The 14434-nt window shown below is 35.4% G+C and carries 13 protein-coding genes and 1 tRNA gene; 3 read left to right on the forward strand and 11 right to left on the reverse strand.

Annotated elements, in window-relative coordinates:
* The first annotated feature begins 2 nt into the window (after positions 1–2).
* On the forward strand, positions 3–611 hold the full coding sequence (locus QE417_RS04075) for an FMN-binding negative transcriptional regulator (protein ID WP_311947679.1): 609 nt from the start codon (positions 3–5) through the stop codon (positions 609–611).
* Between the two features lie 403 nt (positions 612–1014).
* Here QE417_RS04075 and QE417_RS04080 read toward each other — a convergent pair whose 3' ends face one another.
* Positions 1015–1425 carry a helix-turn-helix domain-containing protein gene (locus QE417_RS04080; RefSeq protein ID WP_311947682.1) on the reverse strand — a complete coding sequence of 137 codons (411 nt, stop codon included), beginning with the start codon at positions 1423–1425 and terminating at the stop codon, positions 1015–1017.
* A gap of 94 nt (positions 1426–1519) precedes the next feature.
* Between QE417_RS04080 and QE417_RS04085 the strand changes: the two genes are divergently transcribed.
* On the forward strand, positions 1520–2314 hold the full coding sequence (locus tag QE417_RS04085) for a CPBP family intramembrane glutamic endopeptidase (RefSeq protein WP_311947684.1): 795 nt from the start codon (positions 1520–1522) through the stop codon (positions 2312–2314).
* Positions 2315–2539: 225 nt separating this feature from the next.
* On the opposite strand, the gene QE417_RS04090 is transcribed toward QE417_RS04085, so the two are convergent.
* From QE417_RS04090 to rfaE1, 4 genes are all read right to left on the reverse strand, one after another.
* Positions 2540–2621, reverse strand: a tRNA-Leu gene (locus QE417_RS04090).
* Between the two features lie 103 nt (positions 2622–2724).
* Complete coding sequence (locus tag QE417_RS04095) at positions 2725–4122, reverse strand: undecaprenyl-phosphate glucose phosphotransferase (protein WP_311947685.1); 1398 nt, start codon at positions 4120–4122, stop codon at positions 2725–2727.
* Between the two features lie 318 nt (positions 4123–4440).
* The gene (locus QE417_RS04100) at positions 4441–5022 is read right to left on the reverse strand and encodes a D-sedoheptulose 7-phosphate isomerase (RefSeq protein WP_311947688.1); all 582 of its coding nucleotides are present in this window, start codon (positions 5020–5022) and stop codon (positions 4441–4443) included.
* Positions 5009–5971: a D-glycero-beta-D-manno-heptose-7-phosphate kinase gene (gene rfaE1 / locus QE417_RS04105; protein ID WP_311947690.1), complete on the reverse strand. Its 963-nt coding sequence runs from the start codon at positions 5969–5971 to the stop codon at positions 5009–5011. The genes QE417_RS04100 and rfaE1 overlap by 14 nt, the downstream gene beginning before the upstream one ends.
* Before the next feature lie 171 nt (positions 5972–6142).
* On the opposite strand from rfaE1, the gene QE417_RS04110 reads away from it, so the two are divergent.
* Entirely contained in the window at positions 6143–7825 is a 1683-nt protein-coding gene (locus tag QE417_RS04110) for a gliding motility protein RemB (RefSeq protein ID WP_311947692.1), read from the forward strand.
* Between the two features lie 11 nt (positions 7826–7836).
* On the opposite strand, the gene QE417_RS04115 is transcribed toward QE417_RS04110, so the two are convergent.
* The 6 genes from QE417_RS04115 to QE417_RS04140 form a co-directional block, all read right to left on the reverse strand.
* A complete protein-coding gene (locus QE417_RS04115) occupies positions 7837–8979 on the reverse strand; it encodes a glycosyltransferase (protein ID WP_311947694.1) in 1143 nt (380 codons plus the stop codon).
* 81 nt (positions 8980–9060) lie between these two features.
* Complete coding sequence (locus QE417_RS04120) at positions 9061–10077, reverse strand: hypothetical protein (RefSeq protein ID WP_311947695.1); 1017 nt, start codon at positions 10075–10077, stop codon at positions 9061–9063.
* Positions 10074–11495: an O-antigen ligase family protein gene (locus QE417_RS04125; protein WP_311947697.1), complete on the reverse strand. Its 1422-nt coding sequence runs from the start codon at positions 11493–11495 to the stop codon at positions 10074–10076. Before QE417_RS04125 ends, QE417_RS04120 begins: the two co-directional genes overlap by 4 nt.
* A 5-nt stretch (positions 11496–11500) precedes the next feature.
* Entirely contained in the window at positions 11501–12049 is a 549-nt protein-coding gene (locus QE417_RS04130) for an acyltransferase (protein WP_311947699.1), read from the reverse strand.
* A 3-nt stretch (positions 12050–12052) separates the two neighbouring features.
* Entirely contained in the window at positions 12053–13177 is a 1125-nt protein-coding gene (locus QE417_RS04135) for a glycosyltransferase family 4 protein (protein WP_311947701.1), read from the reverse strand.
* Positions 13177–14433, reverse strand: a complete 1257-nt coding sequence (locus QE417_RS04140; protein ID WP_311947703.1) for a hypothetical protein — start codon at positions 14431–14433, stop codon at positions 13177–13179. The genes QE417_RS04135 and QE417_RS04140 overlap by 1 nt, the downstream gene beginning before the upstream one ends.
* Between the last annotated feature and the right edge of the window lies 1 nt (position 14434).

Here is a 14434-nt window from a genome sequence, read left to right on the forward strand (position 1 = left end):
TAATGTACACCCCAAAACATTTCGAATTAACCGATGTGGCCGAAGCTGTAGCTTTTATGAAGCAGTATAGCTTTGCCACCTTGATTAATGTAAATGGAAATATACCCGAGGCTACTCACCTGCCCTTTTTAATTAAACAAGAGGGTGAACAAGTGATCCTATCTTCCCATTTGGCCAGGGCCAATCCTCAGGCTGAATACATCGCCAAGGGCACATCACTGATTATTTTTACCGAACCTCATGCTTACATTGCTCCTACTCATTATGAAAAGGAACTGAATGTACCCACCTGGAATTACATAGCTATACATGCCTACGGTGAAGCTAAAATAGTTACCGATGAAGTTGCACAACTAAAGGCGCTCGAAGAGATGATAGCATCATATGATGCTGCTTACCTGCAACAATGGGCTGGTTTGCCAATAGATTACAAACTCAAGTTGTGTAAAGCTATTGTGGTATTTAACATTACAGTAACCGATTTGCAAGGCAAAAAGAAACTCAGTCAAAACCGTAATGATGCTGACCGGGAATCTATCATCAAAGCTTTTAGCCAGAGCAAGGATTTTAATGAGCAGGTTATTGGGGAGTATATGAGGAAAGAAAAGTAAATAACGGAATCAGGATCTGCATAACTCCAAATTCCAGCCGGGAATTTAAGGTTGAGTAATGTGGCACTCTCCCACACCAATCAACTAAAATAAATAATACTAAGGCTAATAATTCAGTGAAAATTCCTTCAGATTTGTACGCAGGCTACATTGTGAACTTTGTTATCTGTTAAAGTGAGAACTGTAGAATAAATCAAAAACCCTGTTTAATATTACTTAAACAGGGTTATGTGCACCTGACGGTACAGAATTCAAACCAATTTGTAAAGGATTTATCAAAATTGTGCGATATTTCGGCTACTTGAGTTGGTGGCGATGAATAAATGCAAACCATTCTTCTTTTCATGATCTGCTATCATTTTGCGATGCCTGACACTTATAATGGGGCACCAATTTATAATTGCTATCTCCAGATTCTATACAAAAACACTGCGTAAAGTATACTTCCGACCAAAAACATGTTAACCATTTCAAAAAGTGTCTCGGGAAAGGTGGGTGACTGGATCACGAAAGCACTGAAAGCTAAAATAATCACGACCAGTAATGCCACACTCATTATCCACTTTCGGGGCAAATTAAAATTGGAAACGTTCATAGCGGCTTCTGGAACGGGTGAATTTAAGGGCTGTGCTGCCTGTAGGTTAACATAGAAACCCAGTTGCCGCCAGGTATACGCTCTTGGCAGCACCTCTCCTTTCTCAATGCGCTGAAGTGAACGCAGGCTGATGCCTGCTAAGGCGGCAAGTTCTTTTTGTGTCAGTGCTTTTTGCAGACGCGCCTCTTTCACAATCCTTGCGGTTTGAATGGGGGTCATTGCAAGTGAATATTTAAGACATTAGGCGACATTGGGACGACTTTTCGATTTTCAGCCTGAGCGATAATAGCAAAGGTAGTAATTTAGCTGCGTCATGAAACAAATGTTATCCAATTATCGAGAGTGGCTGCGTTTAGCCGTTGCTGTGTGTTTAATGGCTGCGGCTTTGATTGGCAGTGGTTTTATAGATGTACCCTATGTACCTGTAGGCCTGCTGCTGGTGGTACTAGTCAACTGGATCATGTTCCGTTCTGAAAAATTTGATTTTTCAGCTTTAGGCTTTGATCTGAACCGGCGTCACCTGCTACTTGTCCCGCTAGGTTTACTGCTTGGGATGCTGGCTTACATGTTGTCCTACTGTTTAGGCGCCTTCATCAGGGGTAATGAGTTGCGGGTTAATACCGTAGTTGAATGGAAGGAGTTCTTTAACCAGTTCTGGCGGGTACTACCAACAGCGGCAGTTCAGGATTTTCTGGTCGTCGGTTATTGCTATCATAAGTTGATCCGGCTAACCAATGTAAAGGTAGCGACAACGGTCGTGGGCTTAGTTTTTGTGGCGATGCACGATGTTTGGGGTGCCAGCATAGCCAATAATCTATTCTATGCTTTAGGTTTGTTTGCAGGGTATCTCATGCTTTCTACAGCGCTTATACGTTCAGGGAGCATCTGGCTGGTAATCGGGTTGCACTGGGGAAATAACTTCACTAATTCGTTTGTGTTTACATTTAAACGCTCACACACTTCCTGGCTCTACCTGAGTGGTCCGATGGAAGTATTTACAAACTGGCAAGGAATCGGGCTTTTGGTCGCTTTTCTGCTCAACTCGGTTAGTGTGATTATGCTGGTGCGGTTCTTCTGGCGCAACCGCCTCCTTTGCTATAGGTATTGAGGCCTTAAGTGTCCATGACAGGAAAAAAAAACACCCATTGTTAGGAAGCTACAATGCTGGATATTCCGATTATTAAAGATCGCTAATGGCTAATATGCATGCGGTACTCGAATCGTTAAAACACTTTAAAACAACAGCTTACATAATTCAAAAATATATCAGTAATATTCTCGAACCAAAAAAAGCCTTCAAAATCAATGACTTTGAAGGCTTTTATCTTTTTTGTGCGGAAGAAGGGACTCGAACCCCCACGCCTCGCGGCGCCAGATCCTAAGTCTGGTGCGGCTACCAATTACGCCACTTCCGCGTTATTGAGGTGCAAATATAGTGTTATAAAGCTAACTCAAAAAATAAAAATCTCATTTAATTAGAGTTGACTGGCTATAAGGCAATTAATTTTCAAATAACACTTAAAATGCATTTTTATCGCCCTTAACAGTGCCATAAAAAGTAAGGAAAATAATCTTTAAATCGAGCAGGAACGACCAATTTTCGAGGTACCATACATCGGCTTCTACACGCTGAAGCATATCTTCAGTTGTTTTTGTTTCGCCACGTAAACCGTTTACCTGAGCCCAACCGGTAATACCAGGTTTTAAAAAGTGGCGAACCATAAACTGATCAATTAGATGCGAATACTCTTCAGTGTGTTTAAGCATATGCGGACGTGGACCTACCACAGTCATATTACCTAACAATACATTGAAAAACTGCGGTAATTCATCAAGATTAGTTTTACGCATGAAAGCACCAATTTTGGTAATACGGGCATCGCCACGAGTGGCTTGTTTTGAGTCAGAATCTTTATTAACCTGCATGCTTCTAAACTTGTAGCAGTTAAACGACTCATTATCGCGGCCCGAACGGCGTTGTACAAAAAATACAGAACCTGGTGATGTTACTTTAATGATGATTGCCAGTATAGGCATTAACCAACTAAATATAAATACAATAACAAATATAGAAAATACGATGTCGAACAGGCGTTTAAAAAACCGGTTCAACATATTCTCCAATGGCTCGGGCCGAATAGAAATTACCGGTATGTGGCCAAAATTTTGCACAAAGGTTGGCTTATGAGTATAATAAAACTCAGGGATGAGCTTAAACCTGATGAGGTTTTTATCGGCATCCATCATAAGGCGTTCAATTTTTTCGGCCTCAGTATTAGGTAGAGTACAAAAAATTTCATCTACCCGGTTATCTTTAACGTATTGAATACACTCGTCTACCCCACCCAAGTACAGGTCGGGCTTAATACCATTTACATTATCCTCAAAAAATCCTAATATTTTATATCCCCTTTCAGGGTTGTGGATAATAAAATTATAAAGGTCATTACCTATACGGCCACCGCCTACAATTACAGCCTGCCTAAAATCGGTAAGCATAGCCCTGTCGCTTCTGCGGATAGCCAAAAAAACCAGCTTCCATATACCAATTAAAAAACCAAATAAAGCCAGGGCATAAAAAAGATATTGCCTGGTTATGGAGTATGCTTTAGTACCTATGATAATAAGTACTGTAAAACAAATAAGACTTACAAAAAGCAAATAAGTTTTAAATACTCCACGGAAGGTTTTAATGGAATCTTTATTAAGTACTTGCTCATAAAACCTGGTAATATTAGCCGATAATAGCCATATTAAATTAAACACCAATACAATGGGAAGGTAATTTTTATTGTTTATCCATATTATATAGGATTTATCAACAATGATGTAAGCCAAAATCATACTCACATTCAAAATCACATAATCAACAGAAAGATTGATGGCTTTTATGAAAGTAGCGTATCTATGGCTCATATAAAAAAATATCCTTGAAAAGTAGCTGTATACTGCCTTAGCAGTTCGCTAAATTAGTACAATATATTATATTTTTTATTGTTGAAAGTTAAACTTTCTTAACTAATTAATAATTAAACTGTTTGTAATTTAAATTATGCAAATCAAACAAGTTATCAGGCTTATTTAAAATCTTAGTAAATTATTTATCAGTTTCTTGAATTAATAATCTGCTTTTTTGAGATCAGAGCTATTTTAATTTTATATAGTATATTACAATTACAGGTAGCTACATTTAATTATTAGTAAATCATCATATATTATTGATACGGGATATATTTAGCAGACTAAATCAATACCTTCGCATATAATATGACCAATGGTAATGTGCATTTCTTGTATCCTGGCTGTTACAGTTGAAGGTATCACAAGGTTTATTGTGCAACATTCATTCATTTGCCCACCATCATTGCCCGAAAAACCTATGGTTATACATCCCATATTATTCCCGCGTTCTAAAGCTTTAATTACATTAGCACTGTTACCACTGGTTGATATACCTATTAATATATCGCCTGTTACTGCAAGCCCTTCAACCTGTCGCTCAAATATGCGGTCAAAACCATAATCATTACCTATTGCTGTTAATGCCGATGTATCGGTAGTTAAGGCTATAGCCGGATACGAACGCCGGTTTTTGACAAACCGGCCGGTAAATTCAGCAGCAATATGTTGTGCATCGGCAGCACTGCCGCCATTGCCAAAAAGCAATACTTTATTGCCGTTTGCTAAACAGTCTAAAATAGCCTGGCAAACCTCGTTTATTTTACCCGAAAGTAGAACTTGAGTTTGTTGAGCCACTCCAATATGCTCATCAAATACCTGCTGTATATTTTGATTCATTAATTTAGTACTTTTCATTAATTTCATTAATGGCAGCTGTTGCACTACCCACTTTTTTCACTACTACAGCAGCAGCAGCATTGGCAAACTCACACGCCTGCTGTAAAGTGTAACCCGATGCCGTGGCTACTCCCAAAGAAGCTAATACCGTATCTCCTGCCCCGGTAACATCAATTACTCCCATAGCTTTTGTTGGAATTACAGTTAGCGTATCGTTATCAAACAGTGCTATGCCATCTTCAGACATGGTTACAATAACACTTTGGCAATTAGTAATCTCTTTAATTTTACGGCACGCCAGTTCGAGGGTCTCAGTATCTTTTATTTTAATGCCTGTTGCAAGCCCAGCTTCTTTTCGGTTAGGCTTTATAAGTGAGGCGCCTTTGTATTTTGCAAAATCGAGGCCTTTGGGGTCAACCAAAACAGACTTTCCTGCATCATTACAAATTTGAATTGCTGAATGTAGTACAGAATCAGTTAAAAGTCCTTTGTTATAGTCTGAAAGTAAAACAACATCATAATTATTTATTCTATCGCTAAGCCTCTCTAAAATCAAATGTTCTACGTCTGCTCCAATCGGTTCGGCAACCTCGCGGTCCATACGTATTAACTGATGATTAATTGCAAGTACTCGTGATTTAATGGTTGTACAACGGTCAGCATCTGCTACCAATCCATCGCCTGCAACATTTGTTTCGTTTAATAAGTTTTTAATGCGGTGTGAGTTCTCATCATTCCCGGTAATTGCAATAATATCGCAATCGCATCCTAAAGCCTTAATGTTTTTGATAACATTACCGGCTCCACCAAGTGTATATGTTTCATGGGTTACTTCAACTACCGGTATAGGGGCCTCTGGCGATATACGATTACAGTTGCCATGTATATAATGGTCAATCATGAGATCGCCAATAACCAATATTTTTACAGAAGTATTTATGTTGTACATTGTTAATTTGAAGCCCATAAAACGGCTTATATTTTTATTACAAACAGCCGCACAAATTACGCGTTTATGTGTGAGCTAAACATGTAAATATAAAATTGGTTTAATTTTTATTTAATGCAACCAAAACAACCATATGTTTAACCTAAAATATAGTTTTAATAATGTTGCTATATTTGCGTTATCTACACTATGAAGAGAAACAGACTTAACTTACTTAAACAGTTATTTATATTCGGCAGTATTGCATTTGGCGCAAACAATGCATTGGCTCAAGCCCAATACCAACCTTACAGCTATCAGTTTTATCAAAAACTTAATGATTCGGTTTATTCTACCAAAAGCAAATTTCACAGTGCTGTAAAACCTTATATCATCAGCGATTCGACACTGTACCCTCGTTACAGAGCTTTAATGGATTATGGTGTTGATACAACAGTACGCCATAGCTGGGTGTATCGTAAATTATTTAATGAGCATTTAATTGATATTAAACATAACGATTATACTTTTTTTGCTGATTATTTACCCGACTTAACTATTGGCCGCGATTTTAGTAACTCGCGCACTACCTGGTTAAATACGCGAGGGTATCAGTTAGGCGGTACTATTGGTAACAAGTTTTACTTTTATTCAAGCGGATATGAGAATCAGGCGGTATTCGCCAATTACTTTGATACTTATGTAAATCAGACCGGAATAGTATCCGGGCAGGCATATGACCGTAAGTATGGCGATAGTCGCACCAAAGACTGGTCATACGTTACAGCATTACTTTCTTACACACCAAATAAATATTTAAACGTTGCAGCTGGGTACGATAAGAACTTCATAGGTGATGGTTATCGTTCTATGTTACTCTCTGATTTCAGCTCGCCCAGTACCTTTTTTAAACTCACAGGCAATTTAGGTAGTGTAAGCTACATGGTGATGTGGAGTTACATGCAAGACCCCAGATCTACAAAACTGAGCTACGAAACGGGCAATCGTAAAAAATGGGGTGTATTTCATTATTTAGACTGGAATATAACCAACCGTTTATCATTAGGTTTTTTTGATTCTGTTATTTGGGGAGATGCGGATGATGCGGGTCACAAGCGCGGTTTCGACTTTACTTATGGCAATCCTATCATATTTTTAAGACCGGTTGAAGCTGATAATGGATCACCCGACAACGCACTAATTGGCTTTAATGGCAAATACGAATTTTCCACACAATTGGTTGCTTATGGGCAATTCGCATTGGATGAATTTGAAGCTAAAAACTTTTTTTCAAACAAAGGAAGCTCACGTAATAAATACGGCTGGCAAATAGGTGCACGTGGAACCGATTTATTTAATGTTAAAAGGCTGAATTATTTAATTGAATATAATGGTGCTAAACCTTATACTTATGCACAAGAAAAAGCTATCAATAATTACGCAAATAATGGCGAAGCTTTAGCACATCCATGGGGAGCCAATTTTAAAGAGATAGTGAGTTTATTAAATTACACCTACAAGCGTTTTGATTTTACAGGTCAGTTGACCTACGGGCATTATGGATTAGACCAAAACAACTTAAACTGGGGTAAAGATCCGTTCCAAAATTATTTAACACCAGCCAGATACACAGGCCCACCTGAGAATTTTGGAACCCGTTTGAGCGCCAGTACTGTAGGAAACTTTATTGGTCAAGGCCTGACCACCAATTTGTATTATGCAGAAGCAAAGGTTGCTTATTTATTAAATCCAAAATATAATTTACGTATTGAACTTGGAGGAACTTTTAGACGGGAAAACAATGATGCTTTTAAAAATAACACAGCAATGTTATCATTTGGGATACGAAGTTCATTTAGAAACTTATATCAAGACCTAACAAGTTACAGGTAAGAAATCAGCGATTATATAGCTAACTTCTTACCTGTTTTATTAATATGCAAATGATATTTCTCGTCAACAAAATGGACTAACTTTTCAATAAAAACTTTTTCATCAAATCGTAATGCATTTTCTCTGATAAAAGCAGGATTGAAGTTTATAATTTCTGATATTTTAACTGCTTCAATTAATGATTCAACGGATTGTTCGTCAAAAAAAACAGCTGTACAATCAGATGATTTGCCATCATACGGAATCATAGTTTCCAAAACACCTCCTTTACCATAAGCAATTACGGGCCTACCTGAAGCATTTGCTTCCAGTGGTGTAATACCATAATCTTCATGCTGAGGAAAAATAAGCGCTTTGCAATTGGCATAAAGTTCGGCTAATTCTGTATTATCAACTCCTGATTTAAAAGTTATATTATCATTGGCCATATCCTTTAACTCATCAATTTTTGTTCCGTTACCAACAATTATAAGTTTGTAATTAAGCTTGTTAAATGCTTGTATTGCCAAGTCAACCTTCTTGTAAAATTCAAGTCTTGATACAACAAGGTAATAGTCTCCTATTTTATCATTTACATGAAAGTTGCGAACTTTTACATCCGGATTTATAATTGAAACATTAGTAGCTTTATAAGAATCCCTGATTCGCTGTGCCGTTTGTACAGTGTTAGCAATAAAGTAATCTCCGCGTTGTGCCGATTTTGAATCAATTTTTCGCAAGGCATTTATAACTCTGTTAAAAACCCATCTGTAAGCTCCTTTTGAATTTAAATATTGCGTATAAGATGTAGGGTTCCATGCCAAACGGAAAGGTGTATGTGTGTACATGATCACCAGAGACTTTGGATCAATTTGTACATATTTAGCACAATGAGTATTAGATATTAACACAACATCGTAATCTTTTATTTTCATGGATTGCATTGCTATTATTCCAAACGGAAAAAATAAAGCATGCATAACTTTAACATTCTTTGCAAAAAATTGAAACTTTGAAGTGTTAATTTTATAATTACGATACTCCGGATATGTACCTTCGGGATCATAAGCTAAAGTATATATATCTGCGTTAGGAAAGGCTTTCAGCATAGTTAGTACTACCTGTTCGGCTCCTCCCTTCCTCATTAGCTCATCATGAATTATGGCAACTTTCATTTTATTATTTGATCATTCTAAATTCATTTAATTAAAGTAAACCTTAGCTTAATGAACATTATTGATGTAAATCAGTTTAACTTAATTTATACTTATTTTGCTATACAACTGTAGGTGTTGAGATGCTATTTCCGACCAATCTACGCTTTTGTTGAAAGCTTCTATATCAGTTTTCTTTGATTTATAAATATTAATATATACTTCTTTATCAGTAGAAGATAAAATGTTTAGCATTTCAGTGGCAGTATTTACTATAACAATACTTTGTTCAATATTTAACGTTGTTTGCAATCCTTTAGTAGAAAACACTAACATGTTATTTTGTAGTGCTGCAAACAACGATCCTCTTCGCGCAGATGCACCATCGGGAAAAGGAAGGTAGCAAATCAAATTTTCACTTAAAACTGCTGACACATCCTTTTCAGCAAGATTCAATTTCCATTCAATTACTGAATGGTCGAACAACGGAAAAATTTTATTATAATAATCATTGAACTGAGTAAGCAGTTGACCCATTATTATGATTTTATAATTTATTTTATGTTCACTAATCATATTTGATAGGTTAGCAATTTCTTCTAAACCTTTCTCTGGCCTTATTTGTCCGAAATATATGATATTAACAACGTTTTTGTCTTCAAGACCTATCTGCTGTTCAAGCTCTATATTAGAGCCTATTGGAATAATTTTAGATTTTTTTCTAACCCAAGGATATAGTTTTTTGTAATATGCAAACTCAAATGGATTCGTAAAAATTAATTTTGACCTGAAAGAGAAGGGCATAAGAGAAAGTTTTCTAATCCAGTGACTTTGACTTACTTCATGTATAGTAACAATAGTAGGATAAATAATACTAAGAATTTGCGGAACCAAACTAAAACCAAAGCCTAATGATGGATATTGAATATGAATTATGTCTGGCCTATTAAAGTTTATTTCTTTGACAATTGCTATAATATTTTTAACCGACCAATCTATATTTGCCAATACCACAATTTCCGTAGATGCATCATTAAAATTATTGACTAATTTATACGAAAAGTCTCCTACCCCGCATTGTTGTGGCGGATAACTTCCCACCAAAACCATCACTTTCATAAATTTTTCCTTTCCGACACATATTCATATACATTATCTGATAAATATGGAGCATGTATATTAAATAACTTGGTTTTATCAACAATGCTCAATCCTAATATTAACCAAAACGTTCCAAAATAAAAAGAGAAGCCAGCTATTTCGCAATTTAACAACAGTAACGATAGTGCTAAAAATGTAGACCTATTAACGAAAAATGCTGTTAAGTTATCTCTTATAACAGCATAAGCTTTAAGATGTTGTTTTAAAATAAAATACAAAGACATTGAAAATAATGAAAAACCTATAATACCGGTATTTGACAAAATTTTAAGAAACAAATCATTTACAGTGATAGCTCCCCAACCTACGCCCAATACAGGATAATGTAAAAAATTATCCCAGCCCGATGTAATGGTTCCCAGCCTTTCGGCAGCCGAATATGATTGAGATTTATTTAGAAACAACTCCTCAAAAAGCTTTGGGAATAATATATACCCCATCACAACGCCACAAATTATAAGTCCTATTTGAAAAATAATTTTAATAGCTTTTACTCTTATTGACTCATGTTTAGAAAGATAAAAAATCACAAACACTAAAGCTAAAGATATTATACCGCTTGAAGAAGTTGTTAAAAATATCGCTAAACATATAAGCAGTAACAATAGTCGATCTTTTAAAGCTGAAAATATATAAGTTTTAGACTCAATACTACTTAATAGGAACGGTACATAAATAACTAATGATTGTGCCAATATCGACGGCTCGGCTGCTATTGAAGTAATTCTGCGCGAACCTGAATCCAAAACTGACTCTCCGCGTGCTATGGCCTCATTTATATTATTATTAAACAATGCTGTGGGATACGGTAGTCCTGTTTTAATACAAATTAACTCAAGCATACCCCACATAACGGCAAAAAAGGTTGAATACCCCATCACCTTGATCAAAAACAAAAAGCCATCTGTGTTTTTTGCATAATTAAATACAGTATAAGCAAATAGCACCCCTAAAAAATAATAAAGTGTTTGAGTTATATTACGTCCAAAAAATACGATAGGTAATGATTCTCCTAATCTTCCTGAAATATTACCATACAAGCTTCCACTTATAATCGTAGGCATGATCAAGGAAAAACAAAGAGCAAGGGAAAATAAGGAGAAATATAAGTGAAATTTTTTTTGATATACAGAAACTTCAAATTTTAGCTTACTATCACTAAAACTCCATTTTATAAAATTTTTAATATAAACCAGAATAAGCAAAAACATGAAAGGTTGGATGGCCGAACCTGTAGTACCACTTCCAACATTAATGACTGCGGTTCCTGTAAATGGCACAAAAAATACCATTAGGCCTATAAGCCATTTAGTAGAAGTAATAAATAGCAAAAGCCCTAAAATTATTATAACAATGCCGGTGGCAGTAACACTCATAGCTTTTAAAAAAAATATGGCCGTATACCCTTGCTCAAATCATATTTTAGCTGGTTGGTACGTTGGCCAATTACTTTTGCAGGTACGCCGGCAACAATTGCAAGTGGTGCTACATCTTTTGTTACAATACTACCACAGGCAACCACTGCACCTTTACCTATTGTGATGCCAGGTAACAATGTTACACGTGTAGAGATCCAAACATGATCTTCAATGGTAACGTCTCCCCCCTTTACACTATGCAAATCATCATTTGGGTCATGTTCCGTAGTCCAAATGTGCGTATCTTGTCCAATATCAACATTGCTCCCAATTTGAATTTTTCCAAACCTTGCATCCAAAATAACATTTTTATTAATAAACGAACTCGCTCCTATACTTAAATTATTACCATCACCCTTAAAATCTATTTTCATACAGAAAAACACATCGTTACCAACATTCCTACAAATCTTTCTTATAAAAAAAGTCCTTAATTTACGTGAAGGTAAATACATTAACCATTCTCTAAATATATACTTCGCAAATCCCGAAATCCAGTTTTTAATTACCATAAATTAATTAAAATAGGTATTTAATGTATCCAAAGCCCTACGCTTTGTACTATACTTTTTTAACTGTTCGGTGCCTTCATTTACAAGTTGTTGAACCAGACTTTTATCAGTTAGCAATAATTGCATATTATGATATAGTTCATCAACATTATTAAATAATAATGCTGCGTTACCTGCAACTTCAGGTAAGCTTGAAGCGTTTCTTACTATAACCGGGCATTTAAATTTCATAGCTTCAAGTGCCGTTAAGCCAAATCCTTCAAAATAACTTGGTAGTACATATAAACTGGCGCATTGGTATAGCTGGTTAAGAGTATTGTCATTTACATACCCCAAAAATACAACCTCGTTTTCATTTAAACCTAATTTTGCAGACAGCGATTTCATTTCTTCTAAATAAGTAGTATCACTTATTCCTGCAAAAACAAGCTGAAAATCAGAAAACTGAACATCGTGTTTTAAAATGCTATATGCCTTTATCAGTTCATCGCATCCTTTACTTGGAAGGATTTTACCAACATTTAAAATATATTTAACGTGGTTTATTGGCACACCATTTAATTCACAGTTTAGATCGATATTTATTGGGGCATCAGTGTTTATCGCCTGATAAATAAGCACTAATTTTTCTTCAGTAATATTATAATGCGTTAGGGCATCATTTTTGGTCTGTGTGGATATCACTATGATCTTATCAGCAACCTTTACTGCCCAATCTCCAAAAATATCTAATAGTTTACTATGTAAACTATTCATTTTATCTCTTATAGTTTTGTGATATAAGTCATGAACAGTAATTACTATTCTCACTTTTGAAACCTTATATAACGGCCCAAAAAAATAAGGGTTATGGTATACATCGAACTTTTTTAGCCAAATATAAATAGGCATAAAAAATGCCGATATGAATATATGCAATGGATAAAAACACCAAATCCGTTTTATTTCATAATTGTTATATCCATATAGAATCTTATGCAAATGATTAACGTTATATCTGTGATCAACTATAACAGTATATTGATTTTTCGAGTCTTTTTTCAAAATAGATTGAATCAGATCAAGAAATGTAACGTCTACTCCGGTATGCCTGTTTCTGAGATATGTACAATCAAACAATATTCTCATTAGTATATTTTCTTGATTTTTTCTCCCAATAAAAAAGCTTGATTTTCTGTTCTCGAATATCTATTTAAAAACTTCATTAATAGAAAGTACTTCTCAGCACCAAGTACCTTAAACAGTAATTTTAATACAATTTGAATTTTGGTTATTTTATTTTCAAAACCAGGCGCATTTTTACTATTTAACTTTTGAGGCTTATTTTTTACAATTAAACCAAATGACTCAAGCATATTGTAAAAACGAGCATCGGAATTAAATGGTGAAGTAAAAATTTTTCCATCTTCAGTAAGGCTACGGTATAAACGCCTGTAAAAATCCTGGATATAAATTCCATTTGAAAAACGGCTATACCCATATTCACTTAGCCTACCTTTTGTAAAATTAAATTGGCTGGTTACTTCTATGTATATTTTGCGCACTAACTCGTAATCCGGATACTTTTCAATAGGCATTTTCCAAAAATCTTTATGAATTAGTGCTAAATCATTGGGATCAAAACCTGCAAAATGTACAAATATGAGATCCTCTTCAAATCCATTTATACGATTACGAACCAAAAAGCGATCATTTTTGCTCACAATCTCTCGTTCAAATAAGTTCCATGGAGCCAAATTGCGACCTATACTTTGAGACACAAGTAACTTTGTGTTAGCATAAACAGACAAAAAATCCCCCCACTTTTGATCAGTATGTAATGCATCTTGAATATCTGCATAACACTGATTTGAAAGGCGGTTCTCCCACCAATTGAGTAATGACAAAGATAAACCAGAATTGTTAAAAGCGACAAAACCAAAATTGTATATTCCAACAAAAAGCGTACCCGTTTCGGGCTGATCGCCGGTATAATTTACTTGAGGTGTTGTATAATGCGGTGTAACAACAATATCAGCGTTATCAAGTTCGTTAAAAATGCCGTCAAGATTGTTAAATACAAAAATATCAGGATCAAAGTAAATAGCTTTTTTAAAACCAAGTTTATCAAAAGCATATTTAAAACACGACGGTTTTACCGCGGTACAAAATTCGGTAACATTATATTTAAACGCCCAATCTTCAATTCCTTCAATGTTTACCAAACTGAGCGGAACAATTTTATAACCTTCATCAGTAGTATATGTGTCTGTTTTTTCAAGCTCGTCTACAACAAAAATATAGAAGTCGATTGGTGTGGTATTATATTTTGATATGGACCAGCCTAAGGTTTGAGCAAGAGGTATATAATTTTTTGCGACTATAGTAAAAACAACATTATTCATA

Origin of the sequence: Mucilaginibacter terrae (assembly GCF_031951985.1) — a bacterium.
Classification (GTDB): domain Bacteria; phylum Bacteroidota; class Bacteroidia; order Sphingobacteriales; family Sphingobacteriaceae; genus Mucilaginibacter; species Mucilaginibacter terrae_A.